Source organism: Micromonospora sp. LZ34 (assembly GCF_052981855.1).
In genome coordinates this window covers 1-21,831 of the sequence record NZ_JBRIQN010000032.1, presented here as the reverse complement: position 1 = coordinate 21,831, position 21,831 = coordinate 1, and the positions used below count along the sequence as shown (strand labels likewise).

Annotated in this window: 15 protein-coding genes; 7 read left to right on the top strand and 8 right to left on the bottom strand. The window is 73.4% G+C overall.

Annotated features, from left to right (window positions below; genetic code table 11):
• The gene (locus ACVCAH_RS27050; protein WP_447139033.1) at positions 1-732 is read right to left on the bottom strand and encodes a succinate dehydrogenase cytochrome b subunit; all 732 of its coding nucleotides are present in this window, start codon (positions 730-732) and stop codon (positions 1-3) included.
• 29 nt (positions 733-761) lie between these two features.
• On the opposite strand from ACVCAH_RS27050, the gene ACVCAH_RS27045 reads away from it, so the two are divergent.
• On the top strand, positions 762-1,697 hold the full coding sequence (locus tag ACVCAH_RS27045) for a LysR family transcriptional regulator (RefSeq protein WP_447139076.1): 936 nt from the start codon (positions 762-764) through the stop codon (positions 1,695-1,697).
• Here ACVCAH_RS27045 and hrpA read toward each other — a convergent pair.
• Entirely contained in the window at positions 1,694-5,746 is a 4,053-nt protein-coding gene (hrpA, locus tag ACVCAH_RS27040; RefSeq protein WP_447139032.1) for an ATP-dependent RNA helicase HrpA, read from the bottom strand. The genes ACVCAH_RS27045 and hrpA overlap by 4 nt on opposite strands.
• Before the next feature lie 113 nt (positions 5,747-5,859).
• Here hrpA and ACVCAH_RS27035 point away from each other — a divergent pair, with 113 nt between their 5' ends.
• A complete protein-coding gene (locus tag ACVCAH_RS27035; RefSeq protein WP_447139031.1) occupies positions 5,860-6,300 on the top strand; it encodes a cytidine deaminase family protein in 441 nt (146 codons plus the stop codon).
• A gap of 37 nt (positions 6,301-6,337) precedes the next feature.
• Here the strand turns inward: ACVCAH_RS27035 and ACVCAH_RS27030 are convergent, their stop codons facing one another.
• Complete coding sequence (locus ACVCAH_RS27030) at positions 6,338-6,697, bottom strand: YciI family protein (RefSeq protein WP_447139030.1); 360 nt, start codon at positions 6,695-6,697, stop codon at positions 6,338-6,340.
• Positions 6,698-6,850: 153 nt separating this feature from the next.
• Here ACVCAH_RS27030 and ACVCAH_RS27025 point away from each other — a divergent pair, with 153 nt between their 5' ends.
• From ACVCAH_RS27025 to ACVCAH_RS27010, 4 genes are all read left to right on the top strand, one after another.
• Positions 6,851-7,897, top strand: coding sequence for a FecCD family ABC transporter permease (locus tag ACVCAH_RS27025; protein WP_447139029.1), 1,047 nt, complete (start codon positions 6,851-6,853; stop codon positions 7,895-7,897).
• Positions 7,894-9,000, top strand: coding sequence for a FecCD family ABC transporter permease (locus tag ACVCAH_RS27020; protein WP_447139028.1), 1,107 nt, complete (start codon positions 7,894-7,896; stop codon positions 8,998-9,000). Before ACVCAH_RS27025 ends, ACVCAH_RS27020 begins: the two co-directional genes overlap by 4 nt.
• Positions 9,001-9,074: 74 nt before the next feature.
• Positions 9,075-9,947 carry an ABC transporter ATP-binding protein gene (locus ACVCAH_RS27015; protein WP_447139027.1) on the top strand — a complete coding sequence of 291 codons (873 nt, stop codon included), beginning with the start codon at positions 9,075-9,077 and terminating at the stop codon, positions 9,945-9,947.
• Complete coding sequence (locus tag ACVCAH_RS27010; RefSeq protein ID WP_447139026.1) at positions 9,947-10,891, top strand: ABC transporter substrate-binding protein; 945 nt, start codon at positions 9,947-9,949, stop codon at positions 10,889-10,891. The genes ACVCAH_RS27015 and ACVCAH_RS27010 overlap by 1 nt, the downstream gene beginning before the upstream one ends.
• A gap of 131 nt (positions 10,892-11,022) precedes the next feature.
• Here ACVCAH_RS27010 and ACVCAH_RS27005 read toward each other — a convergent pair whose 3' ends face one another.
• From ACVCAH_RS27005 to ACVCAH_RS26995, 3 genes are all read right to left on the bottom strand, one after another.
• Positions 11,023-11,937 carry an endonuclease domain-containing protein gene (locus tag ACVCAH_RS27005; protein ID WP_447139025.1) on the bottom strand — a complete coding sequence of 305 codons (915 nt, stop codon included), beginning with the start codon at positions 11,935-11,937 and terminating at the stop codon, positions 11,023-11,025.
• A 176-nt stretch (positions 11,938-12,113) separates the two neighbouring features.
• A complete protein-coding gene (locus ACVCAH_RS27000) occupies positions 12,114-12,758 on the bottom strand; it encodes a hypothetical protein (RefSeq protein ID WP_447139024.1) in 645 nt (214 codons plus the stop codon).
• A gap of 41 nt (positions 12,759-12,799) precedes the next feature.
• The gene (locus ACVCAH_RS26995; RefSeq protein WP_447139023.1) at positions 12,800-13,564 is read right to left on the bottom strand and encodes a helix-turn-helix domain-containing protein; all 765 of its coding nucleotides are present in this window, start codon (positions 13,562-13,564) and stop codon (positions 12,800-12,802) included.
• A 116-nt stretch (positions 13,565-13,680) separates the two neighbouring features.
• Here ACVCAH_RS26995 and ACVCAH_RS26990 point away from each other — a divergent pair, with 116 nt between their 5' ends.
• Positions 13,681-17,949 (top strand): S8 family serine peptidase, encoded by a 4,269-nt coding sequence (locus ACVCAH_RS26990; RefSeq protein WP_447139022.1) that lies wholly within the window; start codon positions 13,681-13,683, stop codon positions 17,947-17,949.
• Between the two features lie 309 nt (positions 17,950-18,258).
• Here the strand turns inward: ACVCAH_RS26990 and ACVCAH_RS26985 are convergent, their stop codons facing one another.
• Together ACVCAH_RS26985 and ACVCAH_RS26980 are read right to left on the bottom strand one after the other, a co-directional pair.
• Entirely contained in the window at positions 18,259-18,750 is a 492-nt protein-coding gene (locus tag ACVCAH_RS26985; RefSeq protein WP_447139021.1) for an SRPBCC domain-containing protein, read from the bottom strand.
• A gap of 179 nt (positions 18,751-18,929) precedes the next feature.
• Complete coding sequence (locus ACVCAH_RS26980) at positions 18,930-21,662, bottom strand: ATP-binding protein (protein ID WP_447139020.1); 2,733 nt, start codon at positions 21,660-21,662, stop codon at positions 18,930-18,932.
• Positions 21,663-21,831 lie beyond the last annotated feature (169 nt).

The window sequence follows — 21,831 nt, the reverse complement described above, 5'->3', positions numbered from 1 at the left end:
TCAGGACACCAATCCGGTGAGTACGGCGAACGGGACCACCAGGAAGCCGGCGCTGAGCGTCACGGCGAAGACCAGCGCGGCGCTGCGCGCCCGTCGCTCGCCCCTCGGGGTCTGCTGCCCGAGGCTGCGGAAGGCGCTGAACGCGCCGTGCCACAGGTGGAAGCCGAGCGCGACGATCGCCAGGGTGTAGAAGAGCGTGACGTACCAGCGCTCCGGCGCGAAGTCGGCGACGAGGTTGGCGTACGGCCTGGTCGGGTCGCCGATGGGGTTCAGGTGACCGGAGGTCAGGTCCAGCAGGTGGTAGATCACGAAGAGCAGGATGATCACGCCGCCCCAGCGCATCGTGCGGGCCGCGTAGCTGCCCTGGACCTTCGCGCGGTGCGCGTACCGGACGGGGCGGGCGGCGCGGGAGCGCCGGGCCAGCACCGTGGCGGCGGTGATGTGCGCCAGGACGGTGACGGTCAGCACGGCGCGCTGGATCCAGAGGAACCAGACGCCGGGCAGCAGCGGCTTGCCGATGTCCCGCAGCCAGTGCGCGTAGTGGTCGAACGAGGTCTCCCCCGCGAACACCTTCAGGTTGCCGAGCATGTGCAAGACCAGGAACAGCACCATCATGATGCCCGTCACCGCCATGACGGCCTTCAGGCCGACATTCGAGCGGATGGGCGATCGTGTTCTCGTGACTACCACGCAATCGACGCTAGGAGCAGTTTGATCAGTCGTCCAATGCATCGAACTCGCAGTCTTGATAGCCGTAAGCTATAAAGATGCAGCTCCATCAGCTCCGGTACTTCGTGGCGGTCGCAGAAGTACGACATTTCACCCAAGCCGCCGACATCGTCGGCATAACCCAGCCGTCGCTGAGTAAGCAAATTCACGCCCTGGAGAGCGACCTCGGGGCCCCGCTCTTCGAACGGGTAAGGGGCAACATCGCCCTCACCACGGCGGGCGAGGTGCTGCTGCCGTTGGCCAAGCGGATCCTCGCCGACGTCGACACCGCCACCCGGGAGGTGCAGGAGCTGGTCGGCCTGCGCCGGGGTCGGGTGCGCCTCGGCGCCACCCCGAGCCTGGCCACCTCGCTCGCCCCGCCGGTGCTGCGCCGGTTCCGCGACGCGCACCCCACCGTCGACCTGCGGGTGGAGGAGGGCGGCTCGCAGGACCTGGTCCGCGACCTGCTCCGCGGCGACCTCGACCTGGCGCTGATCATCATGCCGGCGCAGGGCACCGACCCGGGCCTGCGGGCCGACCCGATCCTGCGGGAGAGCCTGGTGGTGGCCTCGGTGGAGGAGCAGCCGGCCGCGGCGCAGACCGGCCGGCTGCGGATCACCGACCTGCGCGACCAGCCGATGGTGATGTTCCGCGAGGGCTACGACCTGCGCGACGCCACCCTGCAGGCGTGCCGGGAGGCGGGCTTCGAGCCGACCATCGCGGTCGACGGCGGCGAGATGGACGCCGTGCTCAGCTTCGTCGAGGCCGGGCTGGGTGTCGCGCTGGTGCCCGGCATCGTGGTCGCCCGCCGGCCGGGGGTACGGATCACCCGGCTCGCGCCGCCGGGGGTGACCCGGACCATCGCGGTGGCCCGCCGCCGGGACGTGGTGCCCACCCACGCCGGCCGGGAGCTGCGCCGGATCCTGCTCGACTACGTGCAGACCGCGATCGACCAGGACGACCTGCCGCCCGGGGTGGAGCCGCGCTAGCGCCCCTCGGCCTCGTCCATCGCCCGGTAGATCCGCTGCTCCGACACCGGGTACGGGGTGCCGAGCGCCTGCGCGAAGACGTTCACCCGCAACTCCTCGATCATCCAGCGGATCTGCCGTACCGCCGCCGAGTTGCGGCGGGTCGGCGGGAGGGCGGCGAGCATCTCCTGGTACTCCTTCTGCACCACCGCGATCCGGTCCTGCTGCTGCTTGTCGCGCTGCGGGTTGCCCGGCAGCCGGTCCAGCCGCCGCTCGATCGCGGTGAGGTAGCGCAGCAGGTCGGGCAGCCGGGCGTACCCGGTCTCGGTGATGAAGCCGGCGTGCAGCAGCCCGGTGAGCTGGGCCCGGATGTCGGCCAGCGCCGCCACCACGGCCAGGTTCTGGGTCCGGCCCAGCCGCTGCTCCACCGCGTACCCGGCGGCGAGCACCCGGCGTACCCGGTCCATCACGTCGACCACGGTGTCCACCAGGTCGGCGCGGACCTTCTCGCGCAGCGCGGCGAACCCCTCGGCGTCCCAGGCCGGCCCACCGGCGTCGGCGACCAGCTTGTCGATCGCCGCCCCGGCGGCGTCCTCGATGAGCTGCTGCACGCCGCCGTGCGGGTTGCGGCTCAGCGCCAGCTTCGCCTCGTTGCTCAGCCGCCCCTGCAGGAACTTGGCCGGAGAGGGCACGGTCAGCCGCAGCAGCCGTCGGGTGCCCGCCCAGTGCGCCGCCTCCTGCTCGGCCGGCGAGTCGAACACCTTCACCCCGACCGTGGTGCCCTCGTCGACCAGCGCCGGGTACGCGGTCACCGCGTAGCCGGCGCGCACCTGCTCGATGGTGCGCGGCAGGGTGCCGATGCTCCACTCGCGCAGCCCGGTGCGGGCCACGTCCGGCGCGGCGGCCGCCACCACCTGGCGTACCTCCGTCTTGAGCTGGCGTTGCAGGGCCGGCAGGTCCTTGCCCTCGGCGACCGGCCGGTTCTCCTCGTCGAGCACCCGGAAGCGGACCCGCAGGTGCGGCGGGAGCTTGTCCGGGTCCCACGCGTCCCGGGGCACGGTCACCCCGGTCATCCGGCGCAGCTGCCGGGTCAGCGCGTCGAGCAGCGGCTCCTCGCCGGCCGGCATCGCCGCCAGCGCTGCGCGGGCGAAGTCGGGCACCGGGACGAAGTTGCGGCGCACCGCCTTGGGCAGCGAGCGGATCAGCGCGACGACCAGTTCCTCGCGCAGCCCGGGGACTTGCCAGTCGAAGCTCTCCGCCGGCACCTGGTTGAGCAGCGGCAGCGGGATGTCCACGGTCACCCCGTCGGTCGGGGTGCCCGGCTCGAACCGGTAGGTCAGCGGCAGGCTCACCCCGTCGGCGGACCACTCGTCGGGATAGTCGGCCTCGTCCACCCCGCCCCGGCCGGCGTTGACCAGCAGCTCGCGGGTGAAGGTGAGCAGGTCCGGCCGCTCCCGCCGGGTCTGCTTCCACCAGGCGTCGAAGTGCCGCCCGGAGACCACGTCGGCCGGGATCCGCTCGTCGTAGAAGTGGAAGATCGTCTCGTCGTCGACCAGGATGTCCCGCCGCCGGGCCCGGTGCTCAAGCTCCTCGATCTCGGTCAGCAGCCGCTGGTTGTCCCGAAAGAACTGGTGGTGGGTGGACCAGTCGCCCTCCACCAGCGCGTGCCGGATGAACAGCTCGCGACTCAGCGCCGGATCGATCCGGCCGAAGTTGACCTTGCGGGAGGTGACCAGCGGGACGCCGTAGAGGGTCACCTTCTCGTAGGCCATCACCGCGGCCTGCTTCTTCTCCCAGTGCGGCTCGCTGTAGCTGCGCTTGACCAGGTGCTGGGCGAGCGGCTCGACCCACTCCGGCTCGATCCGGCCGGCCACCCGGCCCCAGAGCCGGGAGGTCTCCACCAGCTCGGCGGCCATCACCCAGCGCGGCGGCTTGCGGAACAGCGCCGAGCCGGGGAAGAGCGCGAACTTCGCCCCCCGGGCGCCCAGGTACTCGTTCTTCTGCGCGTCCTTCAGCCCGACGTGGGAGAGCAGGCCGGCCAGCAGTGACTGGTGCACCTTCGGGGTGTCGATCTCCGCCGGCAGGTCCGCGCCGGCGCCGCGCCGCCCGCCGTCGGGCGTGGCCTCCGCGCCACCGCGCCGGCCCCGTCGCCCGTCGCCGGCCTCGGGCGTACGTCCCACCTGGCGCAGCTGGCTGACGATGTCCTGCCACTCGCGTACCCGCAGGTAGTTGAGGAACTCGGCCTTGCACATCCGGCGGAACGCGCTGGAGGAGAGGTCGCGCTGCTGCTCGCGCAGGTGCCGCCACAGGTTGAGCAGCGACACGAAGTCCGACTCCCGGTCGGTGAACCGGGCGTGCGCCTGGTCGGCCTGGGCCTGCCGGTCGGCCGGCCGCTCCCGCGGGTCCTGGATCGACAGCGCGGCGGCGATCACCATCACCTCGGTGGCGCAGCCGTTGCGTTCGCCCTCGAGCACCATCCGGGCCAGCCGCGGGTCGACCGGGAGCTGGGCCAGCCGCCGGCCCAGCGGGGTGAGCCGCTTCGCCGGGTCGGTCTCGGTGACGTCCAGAGCGCCCAGCTCGTGCAGCAGGTTGACGCCGTCGGCGATGTTGCGCCGGTCCGGCGGGTCGATGAACGGGAAGGCCGCGATGTCGCCGAGCCCGATGGCGGTCATCTGGAGGATGACCGAGGCCAGGTTGGTGCGCAGGATCTCCGGGTCGGTGAACTCCGGGCGGGAGAGGAAGTCCTGCTCGTCGTAGAGGCGGATGCAGATGCCGTCCGAGGTGCGGCCGCAGCGACCCTTGCGCTGGTTGGCCGAGGCCTGGGAGATCGGCTCGATCGGCAGCCGCTGCACCTTGAGTCGGCTGCTGTAGCGGGAGATCCGGGCGGTGCCCGGGTCCACCACGTACTTGATGCCGGGGACGGTCAGCGAGGTCTCCGCCACGTTGGTGGCGAGCACCACCCGGCGCCCGGCGTGCGGGGCGAAGACCCGGTGCTGCTCGGCGGTGGAGAGCCGGGCGTACAGCGGCAGGATCTCGGTGCCGCGCAGCGCCGGCTTCTTCTCCACCAGCTTGCCCAGCGCGTCCGCGGTGTCCCGGATCTCGCGTTCCCCGCTGAGGAAGACCAGGACGTCCCCCGGCCCCTCGGCGGCCAGTTCCTCGACGGCGTCGCCGATCGCCTGGATCTGGTCCCGGACGTTCTCCTCGTCCTCCCCGTCGTCCTCGGCCTCGGCGACCTCGACCAGCGGCCGGTAGCGGACCTCCACCGGGTAGGTACGCCCGGAGACCTCCACCACCGGCGCCGGTACGCCCTCCGGCTCGTCCGCGGTCGCCGGCCCGGCGAAGTGCCGGGCGAAGCGCTCGGTCTCGATGGTCGCCGAGGTGATGATCACCTTCAGGTCGGGACGGCGCGGCAGCAGCTGCCTCAGGTAGCCGAGGATGAAGTCGATGTTGAGGCTGCGCTCGTGCGCCTCGTCGATGATCAGCGTGTCGTACTGGCGCAGCATCCGGTCGGTCTGCAGCTCGGCGAGCAGGATGCCGTCGGTCATCAGCTTGACCAGGCTGCGGTCGCTCACCTGGTCGGTGAAGCGCACCTTGTAGCCGACGACGTCGCCCAGCTCGGTGCCGAGCTCCTCGGCGATCCGGTCCGCCACCGTCCGGGCGGCCAGCCGGCGCGGCTGGGTGTGCCCGATCAGCCCGTGCACGCCGCGCCCCAGCTCCAGGCAGATCTTCGGCAGCTGGGTGGTCTTGCCCGACCCGGTCTCGCCGGCCACGATCACCACCTGGTGGTCGCGGATCGCGGCGGCGATGTCGGCGGAGCGCTCGCTGACCGGCAGCCCGGCCGGATAGGTGATCACCGGCACCGCGGCCCGGCGGGACTCCAGCCGCAGCTCCGCCGCCGTCACGTCGGCGGCGATCTCGGCGAGCGCCGCCTCCCGGCGCTGCGGGTCCCGCAGCTTCCGCACCCCGTCCAGCCGCCGCTGGAGGCGGCGCTGGTCACGGAACATCAGGGGAGTCAGGCGGCGGTGCAGCTCGCGAACGTCGGTCGCGGCGGGTGCGGCTGGATTCTGCATGTCGTGGCCAAGGATAGGCAGCCCGGCGCGGGACCGCCCCTGGGTTACGGCGGCACCCGCTGCCGGCGGGCCGCCGGTTTAGAGTTGACCGCCGATCGACGCGGGGGGACCGGATGACGATGCGCGACACCGACCGGGCGCTGGTGCAGGCCGCCACGGCGGTCGCCAAGCTGCGCTGCCGCAGCGAGAACCACACCGTGGCCGCCGCCGCCCGCACCGCCGACGGCCGGGTCTTCACCGGCGTGAACGTCTACCACTTCACCGGCGGCCCGTGCGCCGAGGTGGTGGCGATCGGCGCGGCCGCCACCCAGGGCGTGACCGAGCTGGAGACCATCGTCGCGGTGGGCGACCGGGGCCGCGGGGTGATTCCGCCGTGCGGGCGCTGCCGGCAGGTGCTGCGGGACTACTTCCCGCAGCTCCGGGTGATCGTCGGGCCGGCGGACGCGCTGCGGGTGGTGCCGATCGGCGAACTGCTGCCGGAGACGTACGTCTGGGCCGACCACCAGCTCGACGGGGCGGTCGACGCGGTGCCGCCGCCGCGCGCCGGCGACTGACCGCCCGGAGCCCGGCCGGCGGCCGCGCCGGTGCCGGTCAGTCGCCGGCGGCGGCCTCCAGCATCGACCGGGGCATCGGCACGCTCTCGAACCGCAGGTTGCCCTCCGGCACCATCCAGCTCATTACCTGTACGGCCAGCCGTCCGGCCCGCACCGCCGGGTCGTTGTGATACAGCTCGCGGGCCTCGTCGGGGCTGACCGAGAGGACGACGAAACCGCGGAGCCGGTCGTCGTCGGCGTCCACGAACGGCCCGGCGGCGAGGACGAGCCCCTGCTCCACCAGCCCCGCCTGGTGGGCCAGGTGCGCGTCCTGCAACCGGTCGGCCGCCTCCAGCGGCAGGTCCGGGGCGTCCGGCGGGCGGACCAGGAGCACGACCGTGTGCTGGTCGAATCGCATGCCCACACCCTAGGGCGGAGCGGGCCGTCCGCGCCCCGAACCGGCGCTGTCCGCCCTGCTCGGCCCGGGGGCGGATGGACGGCCGCGAGTTAGGTCCGGCTAAGTCGGTCGGCTAAGGTAAGGCGAACCTAAGCGTGAACGTGCAGGAGATCCGTGACCACCCTCGCCACCCGACCGGCACCGGCCGGCAGCCGGACCGGCGGTCGTGGCGGCCGCCGGGTGGCGGTCACCGTCGCCGCCGCGCTGGCGCTGCTGCTCGCCGTGCTGGCCAGCTTCGCGCTGGGCAGCCGGCCGCTCGCGGTCGACCAGGTCTGGCACGCGCTGGTCGCCCCGGACGGCGGCGAGGCCAGCACCATCGTCCGGGAACTGCGCATGCCGCGTACCGCCCTGGGCCTCACCGTCGGGCTCGCGCTGGCCGTCGCCGGAGTGCTCTTCCAGGCCCTCACCCGCAACCCGCTGGCCGAGCCGCGGATCCTCGGCATCAGCGCCGGCGCCTCGACCGGCGTGGTGCTGGCCATCTCCGTCTTCGGCGTCGGCACCCTCGCCGGGTACGTCTGGTTCGGCATCGGCGGCGCGCTGCTGGCCGGACTGCTCGTCTTCGCGGTCGCCAGCCGCGCCCGCGAGGGCGCCAGCCCGGTCACCCTCGCGCTGGTCGGCGCGGCCCTCGACGCCAGTCTCGCCTCCGTGGTGTACGCGCTGCTCAGCATCGACGCCCGCACCTTCGAGGAGTACCGGTTCTGGGTGGTCGGCGGGCTGACCGGCCGGGATCTCACGGTGGCCGGGCAGGTGCTGCCGTTCGTCCTCGCCGGGCTCGCGCTGGCCGCCCTGGTCGCCCGCGGCCTCGACGCGCTCGCCCTCGGCGACGACGTCGCCCGGGGGCTCGGGCACCGGATCGGGCTGGTCCGCCTCGGCGGCGGCGCCGCCGCGGTGCTGCTCACCGGGGCGGCGGTCGCCGCCGCCGGGCCGATCGCGTTCGTCGGGCTCGCCGTGCCGCACCTGGCCCGTGCCCTGGCCGGCGCCGACCACCGCTGGACCCTCGTGGTCTCCGCGCTGCTCGGGCCGGCCCTGCTGCTCGGCGCCGACGTGGTCGGCCGGCTCGTCGCCCCGCCCGGGGAGGTGCCGGCCGGCATCATCACCGCGCTGATCGGCGCCCCGCTGCTGGCCTTCCTGGTCCGCCGCGCCAAGGTGGTGACGGCGTGACCGCCCCGGCCCGCCCCGCCACCCCCGGCCCGGCCGCCGCGGCGCCGGCCGAGCGCGCCCGCTCCGGCGTCGCCGCCCTGCCCGGGCGCTCGCTGCTGCGGGTCGGCCCGGTCAGCATGCAGGTACGCCGCCGCTCGGTGCTGGTCGCCGCCACGCTGGTCGTGCTGCTGCTCGCCGCCGGGGTGCTCAGCCTCTCCCTCGGCACCCCGTACGTCGCCCCGGCCGACGTGCTGCGCGCGCTCTCCGGCGCCGGCACCCCGTACGACCTGGTGGTCTTCGACCTGCGGCTGCCCCGGCTGGTGCTGGCCGCGGTGGCCGGCGCGGCGTTCGGCATCGCCGGCACCCTGATCCAGAGCGTCGCCCGCAACCCGCTGGCCAGCCCCGACGTCATCGGCATCACCCAGGGCGCCGGCCTCGCCGCCACGGTGGCGCTGACCACCGGCGCCGCCGCGGTGGTGGTGGCGCCCGCCGCGCTGGCCGGCGGGCTGGCCGCCGCGCTGCTGCTGCTCGTCCTCGGCGCCCGGCACGGACTGGCCGCGCAGCGGTTCGTGCTCGCCGGGGTGGCGGTCGCCTTCGCGCTGCGGGCGCTCACCGAGGTGGTCATGCTCACCGCCGACCCGATCGACGGGCTGCGGGCGCAGATCTGGCTGATCGGCACGCTCGCCGGCAAGGGCTGGACGGAGACCGTCTGGATCGCGCTCACCCTGCTCGCGCTGCTGCCGGTGCTGGCCTGGGCCGGTTGGGCGCTGAACAGCTCCGCCCTGGACGACGACACCGCCCGGGGGATCGGGTTGCGCCCGGTGGCCCGCCGGATCGGGCTCGCCGTCACCGGCGTGTTCGCCGCCGCGATGGTCACCGCCCAGGTCGGCGCGGTCGACTTCGTCGCCCTGGTCGCCCCGCAACTCGCCCGGCGGCTGGTCCGCGCCGAACGCCCGCCGCTGGTCTGCGCCGCGCTGCTCGGCGCGCTGCTGCTGGTGCTGGCCGACCTGGCCGGCCGGCGGCTGTTCGCCCCCACCCAGCTGCCCGCCGGCGTGCTCACCGCCGCCATCGGCGGGCCGTACCTGATGTTCCTGCTGCTCCGCGGCCGCCGGCGGTCGTCGTGACGCCCGCCGCCCCCGGCCCTCGCGATCCGGCCCGTGCCGACGCCGCCGTTCGCCGACCCCTCGAAGGAGGCGCGATGCTCTCCACCCGCGACCTGGTCGCCGGCTACGACGAGCGGACCGTGCTGGACGGGCTGGACCTGGAACTGCCCGCCGACGCGTTCACGGTCATCGTCGGCCCGAACGCCTGCGGCAAGTCCACCCTGCTGCGCACCCTGGCCCGGCTGCTCACCCCCCGGCGCGGCACGGTGCTGCTCGACGGGACCGCCATCCGGGAGCTGCCCACCCGCGAGGTCGCCCGCCGGCTCGCCGTGCTGCCACAGAGCCCGCTGGTGCCCGAGGGCGTCACGGTCGCCGACCTGGTCGGCCGCGGCCGGCAGCCGTACCAGCGCTGGTGGCGGCAGTGGTCCGAGCAGGACAGCGCCGCGGTGGACCGGGCGATGGCCCTCGCCGACGTCGCCGGGCTGGCCGACCGGCCAGTGGACACCCTCTCCGGCGGCCAACGGCAGCGGGTGTGGATCGCGATGACGCTCGCCCAGGACACCGAGGCGCTGCTGCTCGACGAGCCGACCACCTTCCTCGACCTGGCCCACCAGGTGGAGGTGCTGGACCTGCTGCACCGGCTGCGCGTCGAGCGGGGCCGCACCGTGGTGGCCGTGCTGCACGACCTCAACCAGGCCGCCCGGTACGCCGACCACCTGATCGCGATGAGGGCCGGCGCCGTGGTGGCCGCCGGGCCGCCGCGGCAGATCCTCACCGCAGACCTGGTCCGCGACGTCTTCGGGCTCGACTGCGTGGTCGTGCCCTGCCCGGTCACCGGGGCGCCGCTGGTGGTGCCCGCGCTGACCAGTCCGACCCTGGCCACCCCCTCCGGTGCCGCGCCGTCCGGCGCCGCCCCAACCGTCGGCGGGAACGCTCTCGCCGGCTCGTACCCTTCGGAAGGAATCTGATGCGTCGTCTCGTCGCCGCCCTCGCCGCGGCCGCCCTCCTCGGCGTCGGGCTCACCGCCTGCGGTGAGAGCGACCCGGTCGCCGGCACCGCCACCGGGGAGACCCGGGAGATCACCCACGCCATGGGCACCACCAAGGTGCCGGCCGAACCGAAGCGCGTCGTCGTGCTCGACACCGACAAGATCGACACGGCGCTCTCCCTCGGCGTCACGCCGGTCGGTGCCGCCACCGCCGGCGAGGCGAAGAGCTGGCCGACCTACTTCGGCGAGGAGAAGCTCGCCAGCATCAAGGAGGTCGGGGTGCTCACCGAGCCCGACCTGGAGGCGATCAACGCGCTGAAGCCGGACCTGATCCTGGGCAGCAAGTTCCGCCAGGAGAAGTTCTACGACGAGCTGGCCGCCATCGCGCCGACCGTCTTCACGGAGAAGGTCGGCATCACCTGGAAGGAGAACTTCCTCCTCGACGGCAAGGCGCTCGGCAAGGAGCAGCAGGCCAAGGATCTGCTGGCCGGGTACGAGGCGCGGGCCAAGGAGTTCGGCGCCAAGCTCGGCGACGCCGCCACCCGCAAGATCTCCATCGTCCGCTTCATGCCCACCGAGATCCGGGTGTACGGTCCGGACTCCTTCTCGGGCATCGTGATCGGTGACACCGGCCTCGGCCGGCCGGAGCGGCAGCAGCTGGTCGGCAAGGAGGACCGGCGGATGGACCGGGTCAGCCCGGAGCGGATCAGCGAGGTCGACGGTGACGTCATCTTCGTGACCGCGTACGGCGAGAAGGCCGCCGCCGAGCAGGCCAAGGTCACCGGTGGCACTCTCTGGAAGGCCCTGCCGGCGGTCAAGGCGGGCAAGGCTCACGTCGTCGCGGACGAGATCTGGATGACCGGCATCGGCGTCGGCGCCGCCAACAAGATCCTCGACGACCTCCAGAAGTACCTCACCGCCTGACCCACCCCGGTCTCTCAACGGGCGCACGTTCACGGAAAGAGTGGCTATTCCGCGCGGAATAGCCACTCTTTCTCTGTTTGGCCGTCCGGTTGGGCGGCGCGCGTCGGTCTCGGTGGGTTGGTGGGGGCGTGTCAGGGGCGGGTGCGGGTGCGGGTGCGGGTGCGGTGGGTTAGGGCTGCGCGGACTTCCATGAGGAAGCCGGCGAAGTCCTCGCGCATCCGCTCGCTCGTGACGTGCAGCACGATCCAGTCGTCGCCGAGGATTCTGTTGAGGCGTTGCCGGTCGTGATGGAACTGTGCGGGATCGTGGTGCCAGAGTCCGTCGTACTCGATGGCGACCTTGAGTTCAGGCCAGGCGAGGTCGACCCGGGCGACGAACCTTCCCGCTCGCGTAATGACGTGCTTGGTCACGGGGCGCGGGAGTCCGGCCTTGATGAGGCGCACCCGCAGCCGCGACTCAGGCAGCGACTCCGCGCCGGGGTCGGTCAGGCTGATCGCCTCGGCGAACCTGCGCGAGCCGCGCTCGCCGCGCCGCATCATGAGATACCGCTCCAGCTCGGCGCGTCCGACTGCGCCGACATGGCCGAGCGAGTCGATGAGGGCGACGGCGTCGATGACGTCGAGCCAGCACGCCACGTCCCAACACGTACGTTCGACGGTGGTGACGGGTACGCCGTCGATCCGGCTCACCTCGCCCTCTCGCCACGGGGCGACGTGGATCAGGAGACCAGCCAGCGGGCCGAACCGCGTCGATGGCTCGACGACCACCTCGACGTCGTCGTCCGGGCCGCAGGTGGCCCCGCCATGGAGCGCGACCGCGGACCTGCCCGCTATCGCACACCCGGGCGGGAAGAGCCACGACGCGGCGGCCCGACAGCGGGTGCGGTGCGAGATCTCCAGTCGCGCGTCGGCGTAGACGTTGTGGAAGAGTCGCCGCCACGCGCTCGTGCGGAGATCGTTCTTCGTCAACAGGCCGCGCTGAATCGCTTCCCGGGAGTAGAAGACCTGCCCGACGAGTTCCGCCGGACGGCGGGGTTCCCGACTCACCCCCGCACCCTCCCCCACCCCTCCACCCCACGCCACCCCCTGTGGACAACCACCCCCCGACCACGCGCAGGTACACAGAAAGAGTGGCTATCCGACGAGAAATAGCCACTCTTTCTGTGTACGTGCGTGTTCCGTGCCGGTGGGTGGGTGGGTGGGTGGGTGGGTGGGTGGGTGGGTCAGGCGGCGGTGGACCAGATGGCGCGGAAGGCGGCGGCTTCGCCGGCCAGCCAGCGTTCGACCTGGTCGGGCTTGATTCCGTCGGGCATCCGGTGAGCCTGGCCGCGCCGCACGTCGACCAGGACCGGCTCGGCGTGCGGGAGGATCTGGTCCATGTGCCGGGCCATCAGGTGCAGGGTGGCGAGCGCGGCCTCCTCGCTCGGCGGGGTCTCGTCGAAGTGCAGCCGGACGGCCTCGGCCCGGCCGTCGGCGTGTCGTACGCCGAAATGGGGGTTGATCTTGACGGGCAGGTCGCCGAGCATGGCGAGCGCGTCGCGGGTCTGGGCCAGGTCGACGGCGGTGGGCTCGCCCAGCGAGTGCAGCCAGGCAGTGGCGCCGGGCACCAGCGCCTGGTAGAGCGGGCGCCAGCGGGGCTTGACCACGTCGACCACCTGGTCGAGGTGGATGCCGCCGGTGTGGAAGGCGATGTCGGCCTTGAGCGCCTTGACGAACTGGCCGTGCGGGTTGAAGCCGGAACGGCTGGCCCGCTGCTTGCGCAGACCGCCGACGAAGGTGGCCTTGGTGGGGCCGGTGCGGTCGACGTAGCGGGTGAAGCCGAGCAGCGTGGCGTAGGGCGTGAGGGGGGCGGAGGCGGGCGCAGTCACGGTCGTCCTCCCAGGTCAGGAACGCGATTAGTACATACATTCTAATAGACGGGTCTGACATCGCCCAGCGAAAGTTGGCCGCCGCTGTTGTCCCGTTCGTGTGCAGTTGGCCAAATCCAGGGGAGTTGGCCAATGACATGGCCAATGTCCGCGTGAAGGTGGCCAGTGCGGCCGATCATGTCGTCCTTGACGCCCGCCGCCAGCAGCGCGATCAGTTGGCGGTGCTCATCGGAAAGTCCCGCCTCACCGGCGGCCGCCTCCAGCGGTGTGGCCCGCTGCCAGCAGGACTCGAACACGGTGGCCAGCGCCTCCAGCAGCGCCGAGGGGTACATCAGCGCGGTCCGCGTAGTCGGCGTGTCGAGATCCAGCGCGACCATCGCGAGACGGTCATCGAACAGATGCATCTTCAACGGCACATCGGCCAGGACCCGGGCGCTCTGCTGCATCCGTACGAATGCACGGCTGATCTCGTGCCCGGTCACCACCTCGACCGACCCAGCCGTCGGCGGCTCCGTACGAGCGGTGTGGAACAGCGCGGTGAGTTCGGCGACCGCGTCGCGGGCCCGGCGCAGCGCTTGCTCGGCGCGGTGAATCAGGGCGTCCGGCGCGGTCCGCGGATCGGTCGCGGTGTACTGGTCCGGCGGGCCCGCGAGCCGGGCGGCCAGGCCCCGCCTGGAGAGCCGGGCAAGCGCGGCGGCTACCTGGTCGATGTGCTGCCCGCTCGCGGTGGCCACGCCGTCCACGGTCGCCTGTGGCCGGGTCAGCAGCGCCCGCAACACCCGCTCGTCTCGGGCGTCAACACGCACCCGCCAACGGGTCCATCTTGGAGGCCACGGCTGATCGTGGCCAGGATGTGCCACGGCACCAACGTGACGTTGCCAACCATTGCCCGGCGCGGACATGACGGGTTGCCTTCATACACATGATCGTGTCCTTAACCGCCAGCAGGCGAGCCGTTGCGGCACTGACCGTCCCGCTCCTGGCTCTGACCCTGCTCACCGCGGGTGCGGCGACCGCCGCGCCGGCCAGCGGGCCACCCCAAACCGTGATCGTCGAGTTCGAGGCAACCCCGACGATCGCCGCCGCGCCCGGGCGCGGCACCGTCAACGCGCAGTCGGCCGACCGGGTACGCCAGGCCCGCGAGGCGGTTGGCCGCGCCGAGCGCGGCGTGACCGAAGCGGCCAAGCGCGCCCGGATCTCCCTCACTCACCGGCGGTCGTACCACGTCCTGCTGCCCGGCATGGCGGTGAAGGTGCCGGCCAACCAGGTCGACGCCCTGCGCCGGCTGCCCGGCGTCAAGGCGGTGCACGACGTACAGACGTTCCGGACCCGGGTCGTCGACGGCGTGCCGGCGAGCCTCCCCACCAGGACAGGCGGCGCGGCGGCTGGCAGCCCGCCGGACAGCCTGCCGCTGATCGGCGCCCCGCAGGTGTGGCAGCGCAAGGACCCGGCCGGCCGGCCGGTGCGCGGCGACGGCGTCACCGTGGCGGTCCTCGACACCGGCATCGACTACCGGCACCCCTCGCTGGGCGGCGGCTACGGCCCCGGCCACAAGGTGGTCGGCGGGTACGACTTCGCCAACGACGACGCCGACCCGGTCGACGACCACGCCCACGGCACCCATGTCGCCGGCATCATCGCGGGCACCGGTGCGGGCGGCGCGATGGCGGTCACCGGCGTCGCCCCGGACGCCACGCTGACCGCGTACAAGGTGCTGGACGAGAACGGGTCCGGCAGCACGGAGGACATCGTGGCCGGCATCGAGGCCGCGGCCGACCCGACGAACCCGTACCGGGCCGACGTGATCAACATGAGCCTCGGCGCCGTCGGGGACGGCACCGATCCGGTCGGACTGGCCGCGACCCGCGCCGCCCAGGCCGGCGTCGTGGTGGTCGCCGCGGCCGGCAACTCCGGACCGGGCGAGCAGACCGTCGGCACGCCCGCCGCCGCCGACGGCGTGCTCGCGGTCGGCGCCTCGACCAGCGGCCTGCGACTGCCGGTCGCGGACCTCGTCAGCCCCCGCAGGGAGCGCATCGAGACCACGCGTAACCCGAGTTCGGCGAACCCGCCGGCCAAGCCGGTGACCGGGGACGTCGTCGATCTCGGCGCCGGCACCCCGGACGACTACGCCAAGGCCGGCGACGTCCGCGGCAAGGTCGTACTTATCGCTGGCCGTCCCTACGGCGGGCCCGACCTGGACAGTGACCCGTTCATCGAGGCGGAACGGCGCGGTGCGCTCGCCGCGATGGGGTACTTCGTCGGGTCGAGCCTGTCAACCGCGCCGGGCGAGCTGGCCACCCGGGCGTCGAAGACCCTCGGCGCCCGGGACGACTTGCGCTTCGACCGGCTCGTCATCCTCGACATCGACGATTCCCACCAGTACCAGCAGCTGCACACCCTGCTGGGCGTCGGACGTGTCCGGGTGACCATCTCGGGCGAGGATGCCACCGACCAGATCGCCAGCTTCTCCTCCCGCGGCCCCGACCCGCGCTGGCGGCTCAAGCCCGAGATCGTCGCCCCCGGCGTGGAGATCCGCTCGTCGGTGCCGACCTCGCTCTGGACGCCCGGCGTATACCGGTTCAGCGGCACCAGCATGGCCGCCCCGCACGTCGCCGGCGCGGCCGCGCTCCTGCGCCAGCTCCAGCCGGACGCGCCCGCGCCACGGGTCACCGCCGCGCTGATCGGATCCGCCAAGCCGCTGCCGAACGACCCGGCCGTGGCCGGCGCCGGCCGGCTGGACATCCCGGCGGCGGTCCGCGCCGGCGTGACCGCCGATCCCCCCGCGCTGTCGTTCGGCCTGGCCGACCTGTCCCACGACCGGGTCGAGGTCGCTCGTACCGTGACCCTGCGCAACGACGGCGCCCGTGTGGCGCGGCTCCGGCTGGGTGTGACGCCCGCGAAGGGCAGCCCAGGCGAGGTGCGGGTCGAGCCGAGCCAGGTGACCGTACCCGCCGGTGGCCAGGCCACCGTGCGCGTACGGATCACCGCCACCGGCCCGGACCAGGGCAGCGGCGATGTCTCCGGCTGGCTGACGGTTGACGCGCCCACGGGCACCGCGGACCTGCGGGTGCCGTACCTGCTCGCGGTGCGCACCCCATACGTGTTCGTCTCACCCGACCCGAGTGACGGCCACACCGAGGCCTTCGTCTACACGGTGGAGGCGGCCACCGCGGCGCCCACGGTGACGATCCGCTCGCCGGGCGGGCAGCAGACCGTGGCGACCGCGCGGTCCGATTTCGGCCTGTGGTGGCGGGCCCCGGTCACCGGATCCGAGCCGGGGGTCTACGCGGTGACGGTCACGGTGCCTACGGCGTCCGGGCCGACGCTGGTCGGGCGCACCAGCTTCGAGGTCGCCGAACCGCAGGGCGACAGCCGCTGGGACCTGGTGGGACCGCACTCGACCGGCGGGAAACTGAGCACCACGTCCGCCGACCCGAACCGGCTCGTCGTCGCGCCGTCGTACACCGCCGGGATCTGGCTCACCACCGACCGCGCCCGTACCTGGCGGTACCAACAGATCACCCCGGTGGCCGGCGTCGCGGGCCAGCCGACCGTGCTGATCGACCCGAAGCGCGCGGACCGGATGTGGGCCGCGGTCAACAACGTGGACGGGACCTATCAGGGCAAGGTGCTGCGCACCGACGACGCCGGTCGGACCTGGCAGACCCTGTCCTTCCCGGACACCCCGATCGACGCCTTCGCGCAAGATCCGTCCGGCGCGGTGCTGGCGGCGGTCAACACGGACACGATCCGGACCAGCCGGGACGGCGGCGAAACCTGGGCGGCGACCACCGCGCCATGGACCGGTAGCGTCAAGGACACCGTGTTCGCCGGGCAGGACCTGTACGTGGCGGCCGACGACGGCATCTGGCGGTGGGCCGGGCTGTCCGGCACGCCGCGACTCGTCCGCTCCGCGGATAGCTACGACACCGCACCCAGCAGCCTGGCCGTGGCCGGCGACACGGTGGCGGTGGGCCAGGGCGACAACACCGTCTGGGGCACCACCGACGGCGGTACGACCTGGCAGCGGCTCATCGGACTCGACAGCCTCCTCTTCGCGCTCAGCGGCATCGGTAACACCCTGCTTGCCGACGCGTACCAGGAGACGCAGCTGAGCCGCGACGGGGGCCGGACCTGGACCAAGGTCGACAAGCCGGTGCACGCGATCACGTACGACGTGGCGCAGTGGCCCGGCGACGACCGGACGCTGATGTTCGGGATGGAGGGCGTCGGCGTGTACGCCACCGGCGACACGAAGACCTTCACCCGGCTCGGCGTACCCGGGCAGTCGGTGAACGCGCTCGCGGTGGCCGGCGGACAGCTGCTGGCCGGCACCGACGCCGACCTCTACCGCGCCCCGATGCCGGCCGACCCGGGCCGGCTCGACTGGGGCACCTCCGGCGGCGAGGGCATGGTCGGCCTGATGGTACGCGACCTGGCGGTCTCCCCGACCGATCCGCGGACGGTCTGGAAGCTGGATATGAACGCCTGGTTCGGCATCCGGCTGCTGCGCAGTGGCGACGCCGGCGCCACCTGGTCGACCGTGGTCCTGAACGATCTCACCCCGCTGGGCCGCCTGGAGGTGCACCCGGCCGACCCCCGACAGATCTTCATCGCCTACAAGGACCTCGTTGGCGCCGGACTTTTCGTCAGCCGAGACGGCGGCACCTCGTTCAAGAAGATCGACCACAAGTCGCTGTACTCGGCGGTGGCCGGTGACCCCAGGGACGCCAAGCGGCTGTGGCTGGGCGACCAGAACGGCCTGTGGCGCTCCGACGACGGCGGCGCCACCCGGGTCAAGGTGCTCGACGGCCCGGTCACCGCACTGCACCTGGACGGCCGGCGGATCGTCGCTGGCGGCCCGCAGATCCGGGTCAGCACCGACGGCGGGCGGACCTTCAGGGTCGCGCACCAGATAGGTGCCGGCCGGCAGGGGCTACCCATCCGGGTCAGCGAGATCGTCGAGTCCGGCGGCACCCTGTACGCCGGCACCAGCGCGTACTCCGCGGCCGGCCTCATCCAGGGCGGCCGGGGCGTGCTGCACAGCACGGACGGCGGTCGTACCTGGGTGAACATCAGTGTCGGGTTGCCCGATCCGTCGGTGCGGTCACTGGTGGCGAGCCCTGACGGCCAGTGGCTGTACGTCGGCACCGGCTCGGGCGGCGTCTACCGGCTGCCGATCCGTCGCTGAACCAAACGGTTGCACCGCTGGGGCGTCGCGCGTTGCGGCGCCCCAGCGGGACCCACCGGACCGTCCAGCGCACCCGGTTCAGATCGTTCTTGGCCAGAGCTTGGCCAGGCCGCGACTGCGGAAGGCACGGCCCGTTCCGGTCGTCCCGGTACGGCGGTGGCGGCTGAGGCGACCGGTCCGGTACCGGCGCCGGGGGTGCGGGCGGGTCGGCCCCGGCCGGCGGACCGGTACGGCACCCACCCGCGCCCCCGCAGCTGGTAGGGGTCGGCGGGAGCCGGTTCGGACGCCCCGGCTCCCGCCGCTACACCGTCAGCCCGCCACGCCCGTGCCGGTCTCCAGCAGCGACTTCAGGTCGCTGAGGAGGAAGGACCAGCCGCCGCCGGTGCCGGGCAGAGCGCCGCCGACCAGGGCGGCCGTCTGCGGGGCGTCGGTGACGTCGTGGGTGACCGTGAGGGTGGTCAGTCCCCGCTCGTCCTGGCCGATCTCGTACGTCAGCCGGGTGGGCGTCTCGGCGGCCATGCCGGGATCGCCGATCATCCGCCAGGTCAGTGCCAGCCGGGTGTTCGGGTCGGCCTCGATCACCTCGCCCTCGACCACGACCACGCTGACGCCCGGGCCGACCATCGCCTCGCTGGCGTACTGGCGGAACGCCCCGCCCAGGCGGGTGTCGATGTCGACGCGCCCGCCGTAGCCGTAGCGCTGGGTCCAGTCGGACTGGGTCAGCGCCGTCCAGATCTGCTCCGGGGTCGCCTTCAGGTAGACGCGGTAGGTCTGTACCTCGGTCTGTTGCAGGGTGCTCATTGTCGCTGCTCCTCGCAGATCGGTTGGCCGACGCCCGACTGGCGCCGACGTCCTCGTCAGCCTCCGCCGCACCGGCCCGATGGACATCCGTGGCGACCACGGATCCGGCACGGATCGGGCCACGGACCGTGCCACGGGGGATGGCGGCCCGGCCACCACCGGCGAGAGCGTGACCTGGCTCAGCGGTGCGGCGTCTCCATGCTCAGAGCCGTCAACTCCGTCCGCGCCTCGGCCTCGCGGCCGGGCAGCAGCGCCAACGTGCAGGCGTATTCGGCGCGGGCACCGAGGCGCTCCCAACGGGTGAGCGTGGCGGCGATCGCGTCGACGTCACCGGTCAACCGGCCCCTCGCCCGGGCCAGGCAGGCGGCGGCCCAGGCGTTGTCGGCCGTCGACCGCTCGGCCGTCGCGAGCCACCCGGCCGCGCCCGGTAGACCGGCTGCGACCGCGAGCTCCGCACCGGTGGCACGGGCGTACGTGTCGTAGCGGAAGTTGGGGAACTCGCCGAAGCTCTGCTCGACCAATCGGGCCGCGTCGGTGAAGTCCGCCAGATGCAGGGCGACCCGGCCCGCCGCGAACACCGCGGACGCCAGCGAGGAGACGTCCACGCCCGTGCCGGAGGTGCACCGGATCAGCCGGTGCCGCCAGCACGGCAGGCCCGTCCGGTCACCCCGCAGTCCACAGCCGAGCAGGGCGAACGCCATGGCGCTGGCCACGTCTCCGCTCGGCGGCCGGCCGTTGCGCTGCCAGCCCTCCCACAGCGTCTCCGCCCGCGCCAGCGCCTCGTCCAGGTCGCCGTTGAGGACCAGGGCCGGTACCACCGTGCCGATCGACCGGTAGGAACGGTCGCCGAGCAGGTCGTCCCGGTCCATCCGGCGAGCCACCCGCAGCGCGCCGGGCAGGTCCCCGGCCCGCAGCGCGACCGTGGCCGCGACGTGGAAGATGTCACTGATCTCCGCTGCCGTCCGCGGGTCGGTACGGTCCAGCGAGTCCAGCAGCGCCAGCCGTTGCTCGCCGATTCTGCGTGCCTGTGCCGCCCGGCCGGCCTGGGTCGCGGCCGTGCCCAACGCGTCCAGGCCCGCGCTCACCAGCACCGGATCGCCACTGCGGCGGGCGATCCGTTCGGCGTCCTCGGCGAGGGCCGGGTCCGGGTCGTACGGACGATCACCGGCGTGCCAGGCCGCGGCGATGGCGATGGCCGCGGTCACCACGGGGTCGGCCGGATCCCCGGCGGATCGGGCCCGCTCCAGCAGGCCGGTGAGCCGCTCGCGGGAGATGTCGGTGGCGATCCGGCCGTCGAAGCGATACACCAGCTCGACCACCCGGGCCAGGGCGAGCGCCTGGGCGTTGCCGTCGCCCGCCACGCGGGCCTGTTCGGCGGCCGCGAGCAGCAGGTTGAGCACCCGGGTTCCGGGTTCGGTGCCGATCAGCGCGCAGTCCGCCGCGCTGCGCAGGTCGCGGGCCGCCGCCGCCGGATCCGCCGCCAGCACGGCCGCCTGCCGGTAGTAGTCGAGCGACTCGGCCAGGAAACGACGCGCGTACGTCAGGCGGCCGAGGGCCCGGGCCAACCGGTGCGATGCCGGGTCGCGGCCGGGCGGGCGACCGAGCAACGCGGCGCGCAGGTCGTCGGCGACCAGGTCGTAGTCGTCGCGCCAGTGGCCGTCCAGCCGCCCGGCGAGGTCTGTCGCCACCGAGGCGGCCCACTTCAGGTAGCGGTCGGACACGTCCCCGCGCGCCGGGTCGGCGTCGAGCTGCTCCCGTGCGAAGGCGCGGACGGTGCCCAGCAGCCGCCAGCGACGGGGGTCCCGCTCCCGGGTCACCAGGCTCTTGTCGACCAGCCGGCCGAGCAGGTCGGCGCTCTCCGCCATGTCGCCCGCTCCGCACACCCGGGCCGCGGCGGCCAGGTCGAAGCCCCCGGCGAAGACCGAAAGGCGCCGGAACAGCGCCTGTTCGGCGGGCTGCAGCAGGTCGTAGCTCCAGGTCAGGACCGCCCGCAGGGACCGGTGCCGGGCGTCGGCCCGGCGCGCGCCCGCCAGCGTCCGGAGCGGATCGGCGAGCGCGGCGAGCAGACCGGCCGGGCCCAGCGACGCACTGCGCGCCGCGGCGAGTTCGATCGCCAGCGGTACGTTGTCGAGCCGGCCGCACAGCTCGCCGACCAGCGCCGGATCGCCCGGGACGTCCGCTCCGGCGGCCCGGGCCCGGTCGTCGAAGAGGGTCCGCCCCTCCGGGTCGGACAGCGGTCCGATCCGCACCACCCGCTCTTCGGATGCTCCCAACTGTTCCCGGCTGGTGGCCAGCACCGTGACCCCGGGACACGCGGACAGGATCTCCGCCACGAACGCCGCCGCCGCGTCCAGCAGATGCTCACAGTTGTCCATCACGAGCAGCAGTTGCCGGGTACCGAGTTCCGCCTTCACCGCGCCGAGCAGCGGCTGGCTCGGGGCCGGAGTGACCCCGAGCGCGGCGGCCATCGCGGGAACGACGAATCCACTCCGGACGGGCACCAGGTCGACGAAGGCGCCACCGTCGCGGAACCGTGGCGCGAGCTCGGCCGCCAGCGCGGTGGCGAGTCTGGTCTTACCCACCCCGCCGGGCCCGACGAGGGTCACCAGCCGGGCTTCCGTGAGCACGGACGCCAACTGCTCGCGCTCCTGCCCTCGGCCGACGAAGCTGCTCGCGGTCGGCGGCAGTCCGGTGACGCGGGGCGGGGAAGCCGGCGGCGCCCCGCCGGCCGATGCCGCCAGAGCGGACAGGGCCCGCCGGTCGGGCACGCCGAGTTTGCGCAACAGCGACGAGACGTGGCTTTCCACGGTACGGACGGAGATGAAGAGCCGCGCCGCGATCTCCGCGTTGGTGAGGTGCTCACCCAGCAGGGCGAGCACCTCCGCCTCGCGGGCGGAAACCTGCGTCTCCATCGCCACCTCCCCCGTGCGCCCCGACGCCAGGAGATCAGTGACCCGGGGTGGCGCGCGTCCTCCGGACATCCAGTCTCTCTGCTCGCTCCAGGCTGACCCGAAAATCGGTGAAGGAGTGGGCAGGTGGCAGCACCCGGCGGAGCGTCAGCGGAGCCGGGTGCGGGCGGCT